Source organism: Stenotrophomonas sp. C3(2023) (assembly GCF_032911385.1).
Lineage (GTDB): Bacteria > Pseudomonadota > Gammaproteobacteria > Xanthomonadales > Xanthomonadaceae > Stenotrophomonas.
The window spans coordinates 3,018,276-3,035,951 of sequence record NZ_JAWJLO010000001.1 but is presented as its reverse complement, the minus strand read 5'-3'; the positions used below and the strand labels follow the sequence as shown (position 1 = coordinate 3,035,951).

Genomic DNA, 17,676 nt, shown 5'->3' with positions numbered 1-17,676 from the left:
GGGCAGCAGCACGCAAGCAGGCAAGGCATTCATGCCGGGCACACCTGCGCGGGCGCAGGCTGGAGACACATGATGCAGGAGGGATGTGCGATGAAACGTTTACCGCTTCTGTTGCTGCTGCTGCCTGCGTTGGCGTGGGCACAGGTGCCCGTTTCAGCCAGCAGCCCGACGGGCACCCGCAGTGCCACCACCCTGGCCGCACCACCGCCCCCGCCACGGCCCTTGCCGGCGCCGGTGCAGCCTCCCGCCCCGCCGCAGCCGCCGGTCGTGCAGCCGATGCAGTCGCCGCCGGTGCCCGCGCCGGTACCGCGCAGCAGCGGGCCGATTCGCAGCCAGGGACCGGCTCCGGTGGTCGCGCCGCCGCCGAGCACCGCGCCGACCAAGGTGTATGACCGCGACGGCCGCATCATTCCCGGCGTCAAGCCCGCCGGGCCGGGGCGCGTGTTCGACAGCCGCACCGGCCGCTACCACGACACCGTGCCTGGGCAGGTGCGGTAAGAGGACGGCCGTGGCGGGAGCAGAATTGCCGGGCAGAGCCCGGCACTATTCGGGGATGGGCAGCACGGAGGTTTCCTTGACCTCTTCCATCACGATGTAACTCTTGGATTCGCGTACGTGGGGCAGGGTGAGCAGGGTGCTGCCGAGCAGCTTGCGGTAGGAGGCCATCTCGCTGATGCGCGCCTTGATGAGGTAATCGAAGTCGCCGGACATCAGGTGGCATTCCAGGACGTTGGGCAGCTTCAGGGCCGCGCGCCGGAACTCCTCGAAAATGTCGCCCGACTTGTAGGCCAGGCTGATTTCCACGAAGACCAGCAGGCTGGCTTTTACCGCCGCCGGGTCGAGGTGCGCGTGGTAGCCGGTGATGACGCCTTCGCGTTCCAGCCGACGCACGCGTTCGGTGCAGGGCGTGGTCGACAGGCCGATGCGCTCGCCCAGTTCGGTAAAGGAAATGCGGCCTTCGGACTGCAGGATGCGCAGGATCTTCCGGTCGATCTTGTCCAGCTCACGGGTACGGGTCGCCACGGCCATCAACCTCAGGGTGTGAATAACAGAGGAATGCCCTGTGTAGTGCCGTCAGATCAGGGTAATTCTCTGGATTGTGCTGACTATACTTCCACGATTGTGGTCCCGGCGAGCCCCCTCGCAGGGAAAGACTCGGGTTGGAGAAGTCCCCATGCGCGTTCTTGTTCTCGGTGCCGGCGTGATCGGTACCACCAGTGCCTGGTATCTGCGGCAGGCCGGCTTCGATGTCACGGTGGTCGACCGCCAGCCCGGTCCGGGTCTGGAAACCAGCTTCGCCAACGCCGGCCAGCTGTCCTTCGGTTACACCTCGCCGTGGGCGGCGCCCGGCGTGCCGAAGAAGGCCATCGGCTGGCTGTTCGAGAAGCATGCTCCGCTGGCGATCCGCCCGGGCATGGACCTGGCCCAGTACCGCTGGCTGTGGCAGATGCTGCGCAACTGCACCCACGAGCGCTATGTGATCAACAAGGCGCGCATGGTGCGCATGTCCGAGTACAGCCGCGACTGTCTGAACCAGCTGCGCGCCGAGACCGGTATCGACTACGAGGGGCGTGAGCTGGGCACCACCCAGCTGTTCCGCACCCAGCAGCAGCTGGATGCGTCGGCGCAGGACATCGAGGTGCTCTCCCAGTACGGCGTGCCCTACGAGGTGCTGGACCGCGAGGGCATCGTGCGGGCCGAGCCGGCGCTGGCCGACGTGGCGCATACGCTGGTGGGCGCGCTGCGGTTGCCGCGCGACCAGACCGGTGACTGCCAGCTGTTCACCCGCCGCCTGGCCGCCATGGCGGCCGAGGCCGGTGTGGAGTTCCGCTATGACCAGGATGTTTCGGCGCTGCGCCGCGAAGGCGACCGCATCACCGGGGCCATGGTCAACGGTGTGCTGGAAACCGCCGACCGTTACGTGGTCGCGCTCGGCAGCTGTTCGCCGGCGCTGGTGGCGCCGCTGGGCATGGACCTGCCGGTGTATCCGCTGAAGGGCTATTCGCTGACGCTGCCGATCACCGACCCGGCAATGGCGCCGACCTCGACCATCCTGGATGAGAGCTACAAGGTTGCGGTCACCCGCTTTGACAACCGCATCCGCGTGGGTGGCATGGCCGAGGTGGCCGGCTTTGATCTTTCGCTCTCGCCGCGGCGCCGGCAGACGCTGGAAATGGTGGTTGCCGACCTGTACCCGAAGGGCGGTGACCTGTCGCGTGCCGAGTTCTGGACCGGCCTGCGACCGGCCACGCCGGACGGTACGCCGGTGATCGGCGCCACGCCGGTGCGCAACCTGTTCCTCAACACCGGCCATGGCACGCTGGGCTGGACCATGGCCTGCGGCTCGGGCCGCTATCTGGCCGACCTGATGAGCGCGCGCCAGCCGCAGATCAGCACCGAAGGGCTGGACATCTTCCGTTACGGCGGGTCTGCCGCCGCCGCCCGCATGGAGAGCCGCGCATGCGCCCAGCCCGCGCGTTGATCGACCTGGCGGCGCTGCGCAGCAACTACCTGCTGGCCCGCGAACTCGGTGGTGGCAAGGCGCTGGCCGTGGTCAAGGCCGATGCCTACGGGCATGGCGCGGTGCGCTGCGCGCAGGCGCTGCAGGACATCGCCGATGGCTTTGCAGTGGCGGCGATCGAAGAAGCGCTGGAACTGCGGGCGGCGGGCATCGGCGCGCCGATTCTGCTGCTGGAGGGCTTTTTCGAGGCCAGTGAGCTGCCGCTGATCGCCGAACATGATCTGTGGACAGCCGTGGGATCGCCCTGGCAGGTGGAGGCACTGGCCGCGTTCGCCAGCCCGCAGCCGCTGACCGTGTGGCTGAAGCTGGACAGCGGCATGCACCGGCTTGGACTGGACGTGGCCGGTTTCCGCGCGGCGTATGCGCGCCTGCAGGCGCTGCCGCAGGTCGGTTCGGTGGTGTTGATGACCCACCTGGCGCGTGCGGATGAACTCGACAGCGGCCGCACCGCCGAGCAGGTGGCCACCTTTGCCGAGGCCACTGCGGGCCTGGACGGCCAGACCAGCGTGTGCAATTCGCCGGCCCTGCTGGGCTGGCCGCAGGTGCGCAGCGACTGGGTGCGGCCGGGGCTGATGCTGTACGGCGCCAACCCGCTGCCGCAGGACAGCACGCTGACCAGCCGGTTGCAGCCGGTGATGAACCTGCGCTCGAAGGTGATCGCCGAGCGCTGGATCGAGGCGGGCGAACCGGTGGGCTATGGTGCGCGGTTTGTCGCCCCGCGCCGTACCCGCGTCGGCGTGGTGGCGATGGGGTATGCCGACGGCTACCCGCAGTTCGCCCCCAACGGAACCCCGGTGATCATTGACGGGCAGGCCGGGGAAACGATCGGACGGGTGTCGATGGACATGCTGACCGTGGACCTGACCGATCATCCAGAGGCGACGATCGGCAGCGAGGTCGAGTTGTGGGGCGGGCAGGCGCTGAGCCTTTCCGAGCTGGCACCGCGCTGCAACGTCAGCGCCTACCAGCTGCCCTGCGCACTCAAGCGCGTGGCCCGCGAGTACATAGGCGGCCAAACGCAGTGACGACCAACGGTCGTCACCTACCGTAGAGCCAGGCTCTGCCGGGCTGCTTTCCGGTCAGATCGCGCGGCGGCCAACCGTAGTGACGACCAACGGTCGTCACCTACCGTAGGGGCGGGCTCTTCCCGGCTGCTGGGCGGTCAGGCGCCGTACCCAGTCATCAATCAGACCTTTTTCATAGCGCAATGGGTCCGAGCTGCTCTGCAGCCTGGGGCTGGTCTGCAGATAGCCCGTATTGCGCAGGTCGGCCTGGCCGCTGTCGAGCACCTGGCCATTGCTGCCCTTCAGTTCGTACTGCAGTGAGATCCGCGGCGGGTAGATGTCGCGAAGGATCCGCACGTCGCTCGCCCCCGGCCCCCGCCACGGCTCATAGTCACCGGCGCGCTTGATGTCCAGCAGGGTGACCTGCAGAGTCTGGCCCGGTGCCAGGCTTTTGGCCGCCCGGCTACGCACGTATTCGGCCAGCTGCTGGACCCAGTTGCCGCGTTCGGCCTCAAATCGGTTACGGCTCTGCTTCACTTCGCTGAAGGTGGACGGGTCGCTCCAGCTGACGCTGACCGGGCCTTCGGCGGCCAGTGCCCGCGGCGCCTTCGGATCGGTGACGGTCCGCGGCGCCGCTTGCGCCGCCAGGCCCAGACTGAGCACAGACGCCAGCACAAGGCTGGCAGATAGGGTTCTTTTCATGACCAGGCTCCGGCGACCAGGCGCGGTTTGTGGAAGAACTGCAGTGTGGGCGCGGCACCACGCGGGAACAAGCGTCCGGGCGCTGGTTATGCCCCATGTTCAGCAGCGTCAACACATGTCGTTCAGGGTGCTTGACGCTGTGCCTACGCTGTCTGGACCATCCTAGCCCCCTGCTGCCCTCACCGATGCCGCCCTTGTCCAGTCTGCCCAACCCGCCAGAAGCCGTGCCCGCCCTTGCGGCGGACCACGCCTACCGAGACGTCCTTTCGCGCATGCATGCGGCGTTCTGCGTGATACACGTGTTGTTCGAGGACGGCCAGCCAGTGGACTATGTGTTCCGCGAAGTAAACGCCGCGTTCAGTCGCCACACCGGCCTTTCCGACGTGCTGGGCAAGCGCATGACGGAGGTGGAACCCAATCATGAGGCGGACTGGTTCCGCATCTATGGACGGGTGGCGCGCACCGGTGAGCCGGTGCAGTTCGAGATGGAGGCGCGCGCGCTGGGGCGGGAGTTTTCGGTGGACGCGGTGCGCATCGGCCCGCCTGAAGACAACAATGTGGCGGTCCTGTTCTTCGACATCACCATGCGCAAGCGCATCGAGGGTGAGCTGGGCGAGAGCGAGGCGCGCTTCAGCGCGCTGGCCGACGGCCTGCCGATGGCGGTGTGGGTGCTGGATGCGCAGGGGCATGCCCGGTTCGTCAACAGTGCCTTCAGCGAGTTCTTCGGCGGTGATGAGAACCGGGTCCCGGAAGATGTCTGGCGCGGACTGGTCCATCCTGACGACGCTTCGGTGTTCGAATACGAGCTGCGCGAGGCGCTGAGCGCGCAACGCTCCATGCACGCACTGGTGCGTGCGCGGCGCGCCGACGGGCAGTGGCGCTGGCTGGAGATGAATGCGCGGCCGCGCTTTTCGCGCAGTGGCCGTTTCATCGGTCTGGCCGGCAGCAGCCCGGATGTCACCGAGCGCCGTGAAGTGGAACTGGCGCGCGAGGAGCTGCTGCAGTCCGAGCGCGCGGCCCGTAGCGCGGCCGAGCACATGGCCCGGCTGAAAGACGAATTCCTGGCCACGCTCTCGCACGAACTGCGCACGCCGCTGACCACCATCCTGGGCTGGAGCGAGCTGCTGCTGCAGCGCGTGGATGCCACCAGCCCGCTGTACAAGGGGCTGGGTGTGATCGCCAGCAGCGCCTCGGCGCAGAAGCGCCTGATCTCGGACATGCTGGACCTGAGCAGCATGCTGCTGGGCAAGGTGCAGCTGGAAGTGGAGGTGCTGGACCTGCGCGCGCAGCTGGCCGAAGCGCTGGGTGCGCAGGAGCTGGTGGCCGAAGGCAAGGCCCTGGACGTGCAGCTGCACATGCCCGAGCAGCCCTGTCGCGTGCTGGGCGATGCCACGCGGCTGCAGCAGGTGTTCTGGAACCTGCTGTCCAACGCGATCAAGTTCACCCCGGCCGAGGGCCGCATCGAAGTGCGGCTGGACGAGGATGACGCGGGCTGGGTCATTACCGTGACCGACACCGGCGATGGCATCGCCCCGGAGTTCCTCAATCATCTGTTCGGCCGCTTCCGCCAGGCCGACGGCACCACCACGCGCCGCCATGGCGGGCTGGGGCTGGGCCTGGCCATTGTGCAGCAGCTGGTGGAGCTGCATGGCGGCACGGTCAGTGCGGCCAGCGAAGGCCACGGCCATGGCGCCACGTTCACCGTATGCCTGCCGCGCTATCAGCACGAGCAGGCCCGACCGCTGCGCGAGGTAGTGGCCGGACGGCCGATCATGACGCCGGTGGTGGAGCCTTATCCGCTGCGTGGCCTCAGTGTTCTGGCGGTCGAGGATCAGCCGGAGGTGCTGGAGTATCTGCGCCGCATGCTGGAGGAACAGGGCGCCACCGTGACTCCGGCGGCATCGGCCGGTGAGGCCTTGGCGGTGCTGGGCCAGCGCAGCCCGGAGAGCTTCGACGTGCTGCTCACCGATATCGGCATGCCGGGCATGGACGGTTACGGGCTGGTGCGGACGTTGCGCGAGGACATGGGCGTGGATGCGGGGGTGCTGCCGGCCGTCGCAGTCACCGCGTTGGCGCGGGCCGATGACCGTCGGCGTGCGCTGACCTCCGGCTTCCAGGAACACGTGGCCAAACCCTATTCGGTGGCGCAGCTGGTCTCGGCGGTGCGCCACGTGCGCCCGCGTCCGCCGGCGGCGCCGCTGCACTGATACCCAGGACGGCCCCCGGTCGTCCGCCAAGGAGATACCCGTAATGTCCCGAACCGCTCCCCGTCTGCACACCGATCCCAACGAAATCGCCAAGCTCGAGGCCTTGCTGCCAGAGCTGCCGGGCGAGCGCAGGGTGCAGGTGACCCTGCGTGATGGCCGTCGCCTGCTCGGTACGGTCGCGGTCAGGCCAACGGTGCAGCAGTACCGCGACGAGGCCGGCAATGAGGGAACGAACGGCCAGCTGCGGCTGGACGACCTTGACCAGCCGCAGCAGTGGCACCTGATCTGGCTGGATGAGATCGCGCAGGTGCGTGAGCTGGAACACGCCTACGACCCCAAGCCCTGACGGGCATAACCGGGCCAGCGAAGGGTAGAGCGGGGCCATGCCCCGCTTCCCTTAATGCTCGAAACGCTTCGGCTCGGCGTCGAAACGGCGCGCGTAGGCCCGTTCAGAGGCAACCCGCTCGACTTCCTCGTCGGCCATGTCCGGCGCACCATAGACCGCGTAGGCAACGCTGCCGTCGGCGCCGGTGCCGACCTGGTGCAGGCGGTAGCGGGAGTGGCCACCGCCGGTGTCCTCGGGGTAATGCACCGGCGGCTGGGCGCCCTCCAGGTCCATTTCGCTGTTATCCACCACGCCACCGACGAACAATGCGCGCATGCGGGTCTCCTGTTGGATTCGTTGCGGGCCTCCACCGTGCCGCGTGTGGTGTTGTGCGGCGATCAACAGGATGTTCTGTTTTCGCAAAACGGGCCCGGCGCGGGTGAGCCGGTACAATGACGGCCCCCTGTGTTCCAAGGCTCCCGTGCCCGATGGCCGCCAGCGACGACGCCCCCCTCAAGACCCTGTTCCTGCCGTTCTCTCAAGGCCGCCTGCGCTGGCCCGAAGGCCCGGTGGCCTTCCTGCGCGCCCGCGATGGCTGGCCGCTGCGCGAGCAGGCGCAGGGCCGTGATCTGCAGTGCGAGCAGAGTTTCGCCCCGTTTGCGCAGGCATTGCAGGCAGCGGGGTGGGACGTGGCCTCACAGCTCGGCGAGGACCATGCCGGGCGCTATGCCATGGTGCTGGTGTTGCCGCCGCGCCAACGCGAAGAGGCACGCGCCCTGTTCGCCCGCGCGCTGGGCCTGCTGGCACCGGGCGGGGTGCTGGTGGCCGGCCAGAGCAACAACGAGGGCGCGCGCTCCGGCGAAGGCGATCTCAAACTGCTGGCGGGGCTCGGTGGCAGCCTGACCAAGAACCACTGCCGCGTGTACTGGAGCCTGCCGCTGGGTGACCAGCACGACGCGGCACTGCAGGGCCGCTGGGCCGCGCTGGATGCGGTGCGACCGATTCTCGGTGGGCGCTTCCTCAGCCGCCCGGGTGTGTTCGCCTGGGACCGCACCGACCCGGCCTCGGCCCTGCTGGCCGAGAACCTGCCCACCGACCTGGCCGGTCGCGCGGCCGACCTGGGGGCAGGTTATGGCTACCTGACCCGCGAACTGCTGGAGCGTTGCCCGGACATCACCGCGGTGGACCTTTACGAAGCCGAGCAGCGCGCGCTGTCGCTGGCCGAGCTGAATCTGGCACCGCCGCCGCGCCCGGTGCCGCTGCGTTTCCTGTGGCGCGACGTGACCGCCGGCGTAGAGCCTGGCTACGACGTCATTGTCAGCAATCCGCCGTTCCACACGCCAGCCCGTGAAGATCGTCCGGATATCGGCCAGCGCTTCATCTTCGTCGCGGCACAGGCGCTGCGTCCGCGCGGGCGGCTGTATGTGGTGGCCAACCGCCACCTGCCCTACGAGCAGATCCTCAACGACAGCTTCGGTACCGTGCGCGTGCTGGCCGAGCGCGATGGCTTCAAACTCATCGAGGCGGTGCGGGGAGGCGGCCGATGAAGCTGGTCAAGCTGATCGCCAACCTCGGCTACGGCAGCCGCAAGCAGGTGCAGTGGATGTTCCGCGAAGGCCGCATCACCGATGCAGACGGTGAGGTGCTCTATGCCGATGACCAGGTCGATCGCGATGCGATCCGCGTCGATGGCGAGCCGCTGGACCCGCCGGCGGGACTGGCCATCGCGCTGCACAAGCCGGCCGGCTACACCTGCTCGACCAAGGATACCGGGCGGTTGATCTACGACCTGCTGCCGCCGCGCTTCCGCGACCGCGACCCGGTGCTGTCCACCGTGGGCCGGCTGGACCGCGAAACCAGTGGCCTGCTGCTTTTGACCGACGACGGTGGCCTGCTGCATCGGATCATCTCGCCCAAGGCGCGCCTGCCCAAGGTCTATGAAGTGGAGCTGGCGCAGGACCTGCGCGGCGACGAGACCGGTCTGTTCGCAAGCGGCACCTTGATGCTGGAGTCGGAGAAGACGCCACTGCTGCCGGCCGAACTGGAGGTGCTGGGCGCGCGTCGTGCTCGGCTGGTGCTGCATGAGGGTCGTTACCATCAGGTGCGGCGCATGTTCGCGGCCGTGGGCAACCACGTGCAGGGCCTGCATCGCAGCCGGGTCGGCGGGCTGGGTCTGGAGGGACTGGACGAGGGCCAGTGGCGCATCCTGACCGAGGCCGACCTGGATACGCTGTTCACCCCATGAGCGCACTGGCTGCACTGCCGTTCCTGCCCGAGGCGGTGGTGTTTGACATGGACGGGCTGATGATCGACAGCGAGCGCGTGTCGATTGCCTGCTGGAACGAGGCCGCGCTGGAGCTGGCGGTGCCGTTGCCGGAAGGCTTCTTCCTGCGCATGGTGGGCATGGGCGATGCCGATTGCCGCCGCCTGCTGGAGCAGCATGTCGACGACAGCGTGCTGCTCGATGCTCTGTTCGCCCGCAGCTTTGATCTGTACGAGGCACGCACCCAGCAGGGCCTGCCGCTGCGACCGGGCATCATGGAACTGCTGGAGCTGCTCAAGGCGCATGCGATTCCGCGCGCGGTTGCCACATCGACCCGGCAGCCGCGGGCCAACCGCAAGCTGGCCGCCGCGGGGCTGCTGCCGTTCTTCGATGTGGTGGTGACGGCCAGCGACGTGGCGCATCCCAAGCCGGCGCCGGACATCTACCTGCTGGCCGCGCAGCGGCTGGGCCAGGTGCCGGCGCGCTGCCTGGCGCTGGAAGATTCACCAGCCGGTGTGCGCGCGGCGCTGGCGGCCGGCCTGACCGCGATCCAGGTGCCTGACCTGGTGGCGCCGGATGCCGAGCTTCGCGCGCTGGGTCATCGCATCGTCGGCTCGCTGACCGACGCACACGCATTGCTGCTGCCGCTGCTTCGGCGCGCGTGAGGATGCCCCCGGCAGGTGACGACCGTTGGTCGTCACAGCGGGGCAGAGCCCCGCGCTACGAGCGGGCGTCAGGCGCGGCCGAACACCAGCGCTGCATTGGTGCCGCCGAAGCCGAAGCTGTTGGACATCACCACGTCCAGCTGCTGCTCACGGGTCTGCCGCAGAATCGGGAACCCTTCGACCTTCGGGTCGAGTTCGCCGATATTGACCGAACCGGCGATGAAACCATCGCGCATCATCAGCAGGCAGTAGATCGCCTCGTGCACGCTGGCCGCGCCAAGCGAATGACCCGACAGCGCCTTGGTCGAGGACAGCGGCGGCATCGCCTCGCCGAACACTTCGCGGATGGCGCCCAGTTCGGTCACGTCCCCCAGTGGCGTGGAGGTGCCGTGCGTGTTGAGGTAGTCCAGCGGACGGTCCACACCTTCCAGTGCCATCTTCATGCAGCGCACCGCGCCCTCACCGGACGGGGCGACCATGTCGGCGCCGTCGGAGGTCACCCCGTAGCCGAGCAGCTCGGCATGGATGCGTGCGCCACGGGCCACCGCATGGTCCCAGTCTTCCAGCACCAGCATGCCGCCGCCGCCAGCGATGACGAAGCCATCGCGGTCCTTGTCATACGGGCGCGAGGCGGTGGCTGGCGTGTCGTTGAAGCTGGTGGACAGCGCGCCCATGGCGTCGAACATCACGCTCATCGACCAGTGCAGGTCTTCACCGCCACCGGCCAGCACGATGTCCTGTGCGCCGTGACGGATCAGGTCGGCGGCTGCGCCGATGCAATGCGCCGAGGTGGCGCAGGCGGCCGACAGCGAGTAGCTCAGGCCCTTGATCTGGAACGAGGTGGCCAGGCAGGCCGACACGGTGGAGCACATCGTGCGCGGCACCATGTACGGGCCGACCTTGCGCACGCCGCGGCTGCGCAGGATGTCCGCCGTTTCCACCTGCCACTGGCTGGAACCACCGCCGGAGCCGGCGATCAGACCGGTACGTGGATTGCTCACCTGCTCCGGCGTCAGCCCGGCGTCGGCGATGGCGTCGCGGGTTGCAAGATAGGCATAAGCCGAAGCATCGCTCATGAAACGCTTCAGCTTGCGGTCGATCAGCGCGTCCAGGTCAAGGTCGACGCGTCCACCGACCTGGCTGCGCAGTCCGGCCTCGGCATGGTCAGGCAGGGCGGTGATGCCGGCACGGCCTTCGCGCAGGGCGTTGGAGACGGTGTCCAGGTCATTGCCCAGGCAGGAGGTGATACCCATTCCGGTAATGGCAACGCGACGCATCAGAAGTTCTCGGTCGAAGTGAACAGGCCAACGCGCAGGTCGTTGGCAACATAGATCTCGCGATCGTCCACGTACATGCGCGCGTTGGCCTGGGCCATCACCAGCTTGCGGTTGATCACGCGGGTGATGTCCACCTCGTAGCGCACCAGTTTTGCCTCCGGCAGCACCTGTCCGGTGAACTTCACCTCGCCGCAGCCCAGCGCGCGACCACGGCCGGGCGCCCCCAGCCAGGTGAGGTAGAAACCGGTCAGCTGCCACATGGCATCCAGCCCCAGGCAGCCGGGCATCACCGGGTCGCCGATGAAATGGCAGCCGAAAAACCACAGGTCCGGGCGGATATCCAGCTCAGCGCGTACCATGCCCTTGCCGTGCGGGCCGCCGTCTTCGTTGATCTCGGTGATGCGGTCGAACATCAGCATCGGGTCGTTGGGCAGGCGGCCGGCAGCGCTGCCGAACAGTTCACCGCGGGCGCTGGCCAGCAGTTGGTCGCGCGAGAACGCGTTGAGACGAGTCATGGAGAGCACAATCCTGAGGCTGAAAACGAGGAGCAAGCGCCCGAGCATGCCCGAGGAAATCAGCTTCAATCAAACTTTTTGACCGTACGCCCGCGTAGTGTTTTCAGCTGAAACCACGCATCCTGTTGATACGCATAGACCATACTTGTGCGTGTGGACCACTATCGTCGAATACCCGAATTCCGCCCGCAATGAGCCCGATGCGCAAGATCATCCACGTTGACATGGACGCCTTTTACGCGTCGGTGGAACAGCGCGATGACCCGTCGCTGCGCGGCAAGCCGGTAGTGGTGGCCTGGCGCGGCGCGCGTTCGGTGGTATGCGCGGCCTCCTACGAGGCGCGTGTGTTCGGCGTGCGCTCGGCGATGCCGGCGCTGCGCGCCGAGCGGCTGTGCCCGGACGCCGTGTTCGTGCCGCCGGACTTCGCGCGCTACAAGGCGGTATCGCGGCAGGTGCGGGAGATCTTCCTGTCGCATACCGATCTGGTGGAACCGCTGTCGCTGGACGAGGCCTACCTGGATGTCACCGAGCCCAAGCGCGGACCTGCGCTGGCCACCGATATCGCGCGCACGATCCGTGCCCAGATCCGCGAGCAGACCCGGCTGACCGCTTCAGCCGGCATCGCGCCGAACAAGTTCCTGGCCAAGGTGGCCTCCGACTGGCGCAAGCCCGACGGCCAGTTCGTCATTCCGCCGCAGCGGGTGGATGCGTTTCTGGCCGCGCTGCCGGTCAACCGGGTTCCCGGCGTGGGCAAGGTGATGGGCGGCAAGCTGGCCGAGCTGGGCATCACCACCTGCGGCGACCTGCGCCGGTGGGAGCTGGCCGAGCTGGAACAGCGCTTTGGCAGTTTCGGTCGCAGCCTCTACAACCGCGCACGCGGTGTGGACGAACGCCCGGTGCAGCCGGATCAGCCTGTGCAGTCGATCTCTTCGGAAGACACGTTTGCTGATGACCTGCTGCTGGACGAGCTCGACGAAGCCATTGCCACGCTGGCTGAAAAGACCTGGCATGCCACGCGCAAGACCGAGCGCATCGGACATACCGTTGTGCTGAAACTCAAGACCGCACAGTTCCGCATCGTCACCCGCAGTTTCACTCCGGAGCGCGCGCCTGACTCGATGCAGGAACTGCGTGACATCGCGCTGGCGCTGCGCGCGCGGGTCGACCTGCCTGCCGACACCCGGTATCGCCTGGTCGGCGTGGGGCTGGGCGGCTTCCGCGAGCGCGAGCCGGTGGTGCAGGGACAGTTGTTCGAGCCCTGGTAGGCGTGGTGACGGGCACTTGACGGGGTGCGTGACGGGCTGCGTGACGGGCATGGCCCGTCACTACCACCGTGCCGGGGGGCGGTCAGGGCCAGGGGATTTCACCCTTGGCGACCCTGGCGCTGAGCTCCAGTCCCTCCACGCCGGCAAGATCCGGGTAGCGCGCGCGCATGGCTGCGATCAAAGCGGTGCTGTCAGCGGCCCGGGCCGTCTCCTCATCGAAGGCGCGGATGTAGTCGGCGGTGAACGAAAGCGCGCTGTCATCAAGCGCTGCGCCGACGGTGTAATGCCCCGGAATCACCTGCAGCGGCCGCAGTGCCTGCAGCTGCTGCAGGGCGGCGAGCCAGTTCTGATGTGATTGCTTCCCCTGGGTGTCGGCCATCCACACGTGTTCGCCGGCACTGACCAGCACGCCGCCCAGCACGACGCGCTGGCCGGGCAGCCACAGCGTGGTGCGAGCGCGATCCGGTCCGCCCAGACCAATGATGCGCAGCTCGGCACCCTTCATGCGCAGGCGGTCGCCACGCAGGCGCCAGGGGATGACGATGCGGGTGGGCGCTTCAGTACCCATCTTCGGCCCCCAGAACGCGAGCTTGTCGGCCGAGGTCGCGCGGATATGGGCCACCGTTGCCGGGGTGGCGACGATACGCGCGCGCGGGAATGCGTCCTGCAGTGTGGCCAGGCCGAAGTAGTAATCCGGATCGCCGTGGCTGATGTAGATCGTGCGCAGCGGCTTGCCGATCGCGCGTATCCATTGCACCAGCCGTTCGGCGTCGGAGCGGCCGAACTGCGCATTGACCAGCAGGAGCTCGTCACGCGCTTCGATGACCACCGATGACACCTGGAACATCGCGTCCGGGCCGGGATGGAACGGGTGCACCAGCACTGCAGCCCGTGTGATCCCGGTGCTGGCAAAGGGGGGAGAGCCGACAGCCTGCGCAGCCGGCAGGGCGGTGAACGAGAGCAACAGCGCAAGCAACAGCAGAGGCAGGATTCGCATCGCAGGGCTCCTTGCAGCAGGGCGGGGCGGTGATGCACCGGGCGCTGGCCATCGTCCCTGTCACGCACCGGATATCACCTTTGGCAGTATGCCGCAGCGTTGTCCCGTGCCCGCGCTGCGGGTCGCCCGCGCGCGTACACGTACAATGGAGGTTTCCCCCCGTTGCAGGTGTCATGGCCGTGAGCGAAGGTTCCACGTATCCGTATCCGCTGGTGGTGTTCGACCTGGATGGCACGCTGGTGGACAGCGCCGGCGACATCGCCGAAGCGGTGAACCGCACGCTGGAAGAACTTGGCCAGCCGCGGGTGCCCGAAGCGCTGGTGGTGAGCTGGATTGGCGACGGCGTGGGCCGGCTGGTGCAGCAGGCCGCCGACCATCTGGGCCTGGACCTCGACATGGCCGCCGTGATGCCGCGTTTCATGGTGCATTACCGCGACTGCCTGCTGCGCAGCCCGCGCCTGTATCCCGGTGTGGTCGAAGCGCTTGCGGCATTGCGCGCGCGCGACGTGCCAATGGCCATCTGCACCAACAAGCCCGAGGCGCTGGTGTCGCCGCTGCTTGCGCATCTTGGCATCGACGGTTTCTTTGCGCAGATCGTGGGCGGCGATACGCTGCCGCAGCGCAAGCCCAGTGGCGAACCGCTGCGTCATCTCGCGCGCGCGTTCGGCTGGGTGCCAGCGCAGTGCCTGATGGTGGGCGATTCGCTGACCGATTACCGCGCAGCGCAGGACGCAGGCATGCCGATTGCGCTGGTGCGCTATGGCTATACCCGCGGCCTGGACCTGGACCGCGCCTATGCCGTAGGCGTGGTCGACGACCTGCGTCAGCTGCCAGGTCTCTGACCGCGGAGACCGCGAATACGCGCGTGCACCGGTAGCGCCGACCCTGCGGTCGGCTCACCGCGAGAAGCGCGGCAGCGTTCTCGTGATCTGACCGGAGAGCAGCCAACTGTGGGGTCGGCCCTACCACGGCAGGTGGCGACCGATGCCGTGCGCGTTCAGCGCGGCTGGTAGCGCACGCTCAGCTGATACTCGCGGCCAGGTTGGTTGTACCAGGCCGCCGTTTCGTATCGGCGGTCGAACACGTTGGCTGCACGCGCCAGCACCGACCAGTCGCGGGTGAGTGCGTATTCCACGCGCAGGTCGAGCAGGCCATAACCGGCCAGGCGCACGGTGTTTGCCTGATCGTCGTAGCGCTTGCCCGCAGCGGTGCCGGTGAGGCCGACGCGCAGGTCGCCGAATGCGCGGTCCAGGTCCAGGCGCGCGGTCTGCTGCGCGCGACGGGCCAGCGCGTTGTCGTACTGGCTGCTGCCACCGGTGCGGTTGCGCGGGTCGGTCCAGCTGAACTGCGCGGCCACGTCGATGCCAGCGAGCTGCGTGCTGCCGGTGAGCTCGGCACCGCGGATGCGGGCCTTCTCGACCTGGGTCATGCGCCAGGTGCTGCTGTCGAAGGTGATCAGGTCATCAATGCGGGTTTCATACACATCCAGGCCCCAACGCCAGCCCTGGCCCTGCCGGGACACGCCCAGATTGGTGCTGCGCGCGGTTTCCGGGTCCAGCCCCGGCGTGCCGCTGAACGGGTCGTACAGATCGCTGAAGGTCGGTGCCTTGAACGCGGTGCCGTGGCTGGCCGTCACACGCCAGCCGGCACCCACTGCCATGCCCCACGCCAGCGCACCGGTGGTGTGGTTGCCGTAATCCTGGTTGTCGTCGTTGCGCACGCTGGCCTGCACCTGGTGCGCGCCGAACTGCGCCTGGTACTGCACGAACACACCGGTGTTGTCGCGGCTGTCGCGCAGGTAGGCGGTGCTGCTGCCGTCCAGGTGGTCGTCGGTCCAGTCGATGCCGGCCGTCAGCAGCTGCCCTTCGGCCAGGCCGATGTCGGCCTGCAGCGAGGCACTGTCGCGGTGGGTCTGTGCGCTGTCCTTGCCCGGGACCGGGCCGTAGTTGTCCGACGTGTTGTCACTGCGACCAACGTTGGCGCTCACGCGCAGCTGTTGCGAAGGGGTGTAGCGCACGCTGCCGGCCAGGACCTGCTGGCGCGTCTCGGAGTAGTTGTAGTAGCCGTCGTAGTGGTTCTCGCCGTCGGCACGCAGCATGCTGCCTTCCACGGCCCACTGGGGAGTGAACTGGTAACCGCCGCGCAGGCTCCCGGAAAGGTTGCGGTAGCCGTCGCGGTCGGGCTCGTCGGCGCCGCAGCCGGCGAAGGTGAGCGCATCGCCACGGCAGGCATTGATGCCGTCGGTGTGCTGATAGGCGATGTCCGCACCGAACCAGCCACGCTCGGTGCCGCCGCCGATGCCGCCGCTGGCTTGGCGCAGCCCGTTGCTGCCGCCGCCGAGGGTGAGGTGGGGAGCGAAGCTGCCCTGGTTGCGCCGGGTGAAGATCTGCACCACGCCGCCGATGGCATCGGCGCCATACAGGCTGGACTGCGGGCCGCGCACGATCTCCACGCGCTCGATCTGCGCCAGCGGCAGGTCCTGCAGTGCGGCCAGGCCCATGTCGGCGGTGTTGATGCGCACGCCATCGAGCAGCACCACGGTATGTGAGGAATTGGTGCCGCGCAGGAACAGCGAGGTCTGCTTGCCGAGCCCGCCGCTGTTGGTCAGGTTGATGCCGGCGCGTCCGCTCAGCAGCTGCGGCAGGGACAGGGCCTGGCTGCGCTCGATCTCGGCGCGGTCTATCACCTGCGCCGGGCTGAGGCTGTTTTCCAGCGCCACCGGCGTGCGCGTGGCGGTCACCAGTACCTGGTCCAGCGCGGTGGCAGTGTCCTGCGCCAGCGCAGCGCCGGGCAGGGCGGCCAGTACGGCCAGAGAGAGAACACAGTGGGGCTTGATCATCGGAAAGGAGAACTCGTTTGCGCCGCGCACGCCCGCACGGACCCTGGGAGATGGGAGGCGGGCAGTGGACACGGACAGGCACGTCCTGCACGGGGCAGAACGGCTGTCGCCGATGCCCACCGCATCGCAACCTGTGGCTTCCGGGCCGGTCTCCGGGCTCGACGCGGGTGGCGGACCACCGGGACGGACGCCTTCCCATGCATTGGCACAGTGGCAGTTGTCCGTCTTGCGCGTGCTTACCGTTGCGGGGGCAGCGCCGGCCTGGCATCGGTTGATGCGTCACCGGCTTCCCGTTTCAACCTGCCGGCCGAAACCACAGGTCACCTGGAAGTGCGCGCAGTCTAAGCGATCCGACCGGACGACGCGCGCTGCGCTGGGCGCGGCGCAGCGCAGGGGTCTAGAATGCAGCTCGTTCCATCGTGGTCCTGCTGCCGATGTCTGCCTGTGTGTTGCTGCTTTCTGCCCGCCCGCGTGTCCAATGCCGCTGGCTGCGGGCCTGCCGATGATTCTTGACCTGGTCCGCCACGCCAGCAATGACCGCGACGCTTTTCTCGACGGCATCGTCGACCCTCCGCAGCTGCCGCGTGTGCCGCAGTCGCTGCTGGAGACCTACCAGAGCCAGCACTGGGAGCGGGTGATCAGCTCACCGCGACTGCGTGCGCTGCATACGGCGATGGCACTGGCTGCGCCGCGTGGCCTGGAGGTAGAGCCGGATGAGGAGTGGGCCGAACTGGACTTCGGCGACTGGGATGGCCAGAGCCTGCAGGACCTGCCCGAACAGGCGCTGGCCGCCTTTCACGCCGACCCGCATGCCAACCCGCCGCCCAATGGTGAGACCTGGGGACATTTTGAACGCCGCATCGCCCGCGCGCTCGACCGCCTGTTTGACGACGACGAGCCGCTGGACACAGTGGTGATCAGTCATGGCGGACCGCTGCGCATGGTGTTGTCGCAGGTGTGTGGGCTGCCGATGTCGCTGTGCTGGTCACTGCGTATCGACCATGGCACGCGCCTGCGCGTGTGGCTGGAACGCAACAGCGAAGGGCGCATCTGGGGTGAGCTGCTGGAGCTGCAGCAGCCCATCCCGTAGAACGGG

Annotated in this window: 18 protein-coding genes and 1 riboswitch; of the genes, 11 read left to right on the top strand and 7 right to left on the bottom strand. The window is 67.9% G+C overall.

All coding sequences use genetic code 11. The features are described 5' to 3' along the window. Positions 1-90 precede the first annotated feature (90 nt). Positions 91-498 (top strand): classical arabinogalactan protein 4, encoded by a 408-nt coding sequence (locus RZA67_RS13520; protein WP_317213244.1) that lies wholly within the window; start codon positions 91-93, stop codon positions 496-498. 45 nt (positions 499-543) lie between these two features. On the opposite strand, the gene RZA67_RS13515 is transcribed toward RZA67_RS13520, so the two are convergent. Beyond that, complete coding sequence (locus RZA67_RS13515) at positions 544-1,023, bottom strand: winged helix-turn-helix transcriptional regulator (RefSeq protein WP_317213243.1); 480 nt, start codon at positions 1,021-1,023, stop codon at positions 544-546. 151 nt (positions 1,024-1,174) lie between these two features. On the opposite strand from RZA67_RS13515, the gene RZA67_RS13510 reads away from it, so the two are divergent. Both RZA67_RS13510 and alr read left to right on the top strand, forming a co-directional pair. Continuing rightward, a complete protein-coding gene (locus RZA67_RS13510; RefSeq protein ID WP_317213242.1) occupies positions 1,175-2,482 on the top strand; it encodes a D-amino acid dehydrogenase in 1,308 nt (435 codons plus the stop codon). Next, positions 2,461-3,546, top strand: coding sequence for an alanine racemase (gene alr, locus RZA67_RS13505; RefSeq protein WP_317213241.1), 1,086 nt, complete (start codon positions 2,461-2,463; stop codon positions 3,544-3,546). The genes RZA67_RS13510 and alr overlap by 22 nt, the downstream gene beginning before the upstream one ends. Positions 3,547-3,642: 96 nt before the next feature. On the opposite strand, the gene RZA67_RS13500 is transcribed toward alr, so the two are convergent. Beyond that, positions 3,643-4,227 (bottom strand): DUF3016 domain-containing protein, encoded by a 585-nt coding sequence (locus tag RZA67_RS13500; RefSeq protein ID WP_317213240.1) that lies wholly within the window; start codon positions 4,225-4,227, stop codon positions 3,643-3,645. A 272-nt stretch (positions 4,228-4,499) separates the two neighbouring features. On the opposite strand from RZA67_RS13500, the gene RZA67_RS13495 reads away from it, so the two are divergent. Both RZA67_RS13495 and RZA67_RS13490 read left to right on the top strand, forming a co-directional pair. Beyond that, positions 4,500-6,434, top strand: coding sequence for an ATP-binding protein (locus RZA67_RS13495; protein ID WP_317214022.1), 1,935 nt, complete (start codon positions 4,500-4,502; stop codon positions 6,432-6,434). Positions 6,435-6,477: 43 nt separating this feature from the next. Then, positions 6,478-6,780, top strand: coding sequence for a DUF3247 family protein (locus tag RZA67_RS13490; protein WP_317213239.1), 303 nt, complete (start codon positions 6,478-6,480; stop codon positions 6,778-6,780). Between the two features lie 51 nt (positions 6,781-6,831). Here the strand turns inward: RZA67_RS13490 and RZA67_RS13485 are convergent, their stop codons facing one another. Then, a complete protein-coding gene (locus tag RZA67_RS13485) occupies positions 6,832-7,095 on the bottom strand; it encodes a hypothetical protein (protein ID WP_317213238.1) in 264 nt (87 codons plus the stop codon). Between the two features lie 152 nt (positions 7,096-7,247). Here RZA67_RS13485 and RZA67_RS13480 point away from each other — a divergent pair, with 152 nt between their 5' ends. Genes RZA67_RS13480 through RZA67_RS13470 form a run of 3 tightly spaced genes read left to right on the top strand, consistent with a single transcriptional unit; the run spans position 7,248 to position 9,687 of the window. Beyond that, positions 7,248-8,306, top strand: a complete 1,059-nt coding sequence (locus tag RZA67_RS13480) for a class I SAM-dependent methyltransferase (RefSeq protein ID WP_317213237.1) — start codon at positions 7,248-7,250, stop codon at positions 8,304-8,306. Further along, positions 8,303-9,004, top strand: coding sequence for a pseudouridine synthase (locus RZA67_RS13475; RefSeq protein WP_317213236.1), 702 nt, complete (start codon positions 8,303-8,305; stop codon positions 9,002-9,004). The genes RZA67_RS13480 and RZA67_RS13475 overlap by 4 nt, the downstream gene beginning before the upstream one ends. Beyond that, positions 9,001-9,687 (top strand): HAD family phosphatase, encoded by a 687-nt coding sequence (locus RZA67_RS13470; protein WP_317213235.1) that lies wholly within the window; start codon positions 9,001-9,003, stop codon positions 9,685-9,687. The genes RZA67_RS13475 and RZA67_RS13470 overlap by 4 nt, the downstream gene beginning before the upstream one ends. Positions 9,688-9,755: 68 nt before the next feature. On the opposite strand, the gene fabB is transcribed toward RZA67_RS13470, so the two are convergent. Both fabB and fabA read right to left on the bottom strand, forming a co-directional pair. Further along, positions 9,756-10,964, bottom strand: coding sequence for a beta-ketoacyl-ACP synthase I (gene fabB, locus RZA67_RS13465; RefSeq protein WP_317213234.1), 1,209 nt, complete (start codon positions 10,962-10,964; stop codon positions 9,756-9,758). After that, entirely contained in the window at positions 10,964-11,479 is a 516-nt protein-coding gene (gene fabA / locus RZA67_RS13460) for a 3-hydroxyacyl-[acyl-carrier-protein] dehydratase FabA (RefSeq protein ID WP_317213233.1), read from the bottom strand. Before fabA ends, fabB begins: the two co-directional genes overlap by 1 nt. Before the next feature lie 191 nt (positions 11,480-11,670). Here fabA and dinB point away from each other — a divergent pair, with 191 nt between their 5' ends. Beyond that, positions 11,671-12,744 (top strand): DNA polymerase IV, encoded by a 1,074-nt coding sequence (gene dinB, locus RZA67_RS13455; protein ID WP_317213232.1) that lies wholly within the window; start codon positions 11,671-11,673, stop codon positions 12,742-12,744. Between the two features lie 82 nt (positions 12,745-12,826). Here dinB and RZA67_RS13450 read toward each other — a convergent pair whose 3' ends face one another. Further along, a complete protein-coding gene (locus tag RZA67_RS13450; RefSeq protein WP_317213231.1) occupies positions 12,827-13,741 on the bottom strand; it encodes an MBL fold metallo-hydrolase in 915 nt (304 codons plus the stop codon). A gap of 179 nt (positions 13,742-13,920) precedes the next feature. Here RZA67_RS13450 and gph point away from each other — a divergent pair, with 179 nt between their 5' ends. Next, a complete protein-coding gene (gph, locus tag RZA67_RS13445; protein ID WP_317213230.1) occupies positions 13,921-14,583 on the top strand; it encodes a phosphoglycolate phosphatase in 663 nt (220 codons plus the stop codon). Between the two features lie 155 nt (positions 14,584-14,738). Here gph and btuB read toward each other — a convergent pair whose 3' ends face one another. Then, on the bottom strand, positions 14,739-16,580 hold the full coding sequence (gene btuB, locus RZA67_RS13440; RefSeq protein WP_317213229.1) for a TonB-dependent vitamin B12 receptor: 1,842 nt from the start codon (positions 16,578-16,580) through the stop codon (positions 14,739-14,741). Positions 16,581-16,705: 125 nt separating this feature from the next. Next, positions 16,706-16,923, bottom strand: a riboswitch (cobalamin riboswitch). 159 nt (positions 16,924-17,082) lie between these two features. Between btuB and RZA67_RS13435 the strand changes: the two genes are divergently transcribed. Continuing rightward, positions 17,083-17,670 carry a histidine phosphatase family protein gene (locus tag RZA67_RS13435; RefSeq protein WP_317213228.1) on the top strand — a complete coding sequence of 196 codons (588 nt, stop codon included), beginning with the start codon at positions 17,083-17,085 and terminating at the stop codon, positions 17,668-17,670. The last annotated feature ends 6 nt before the right edge of the window (positions 17,671-17,676 follow it).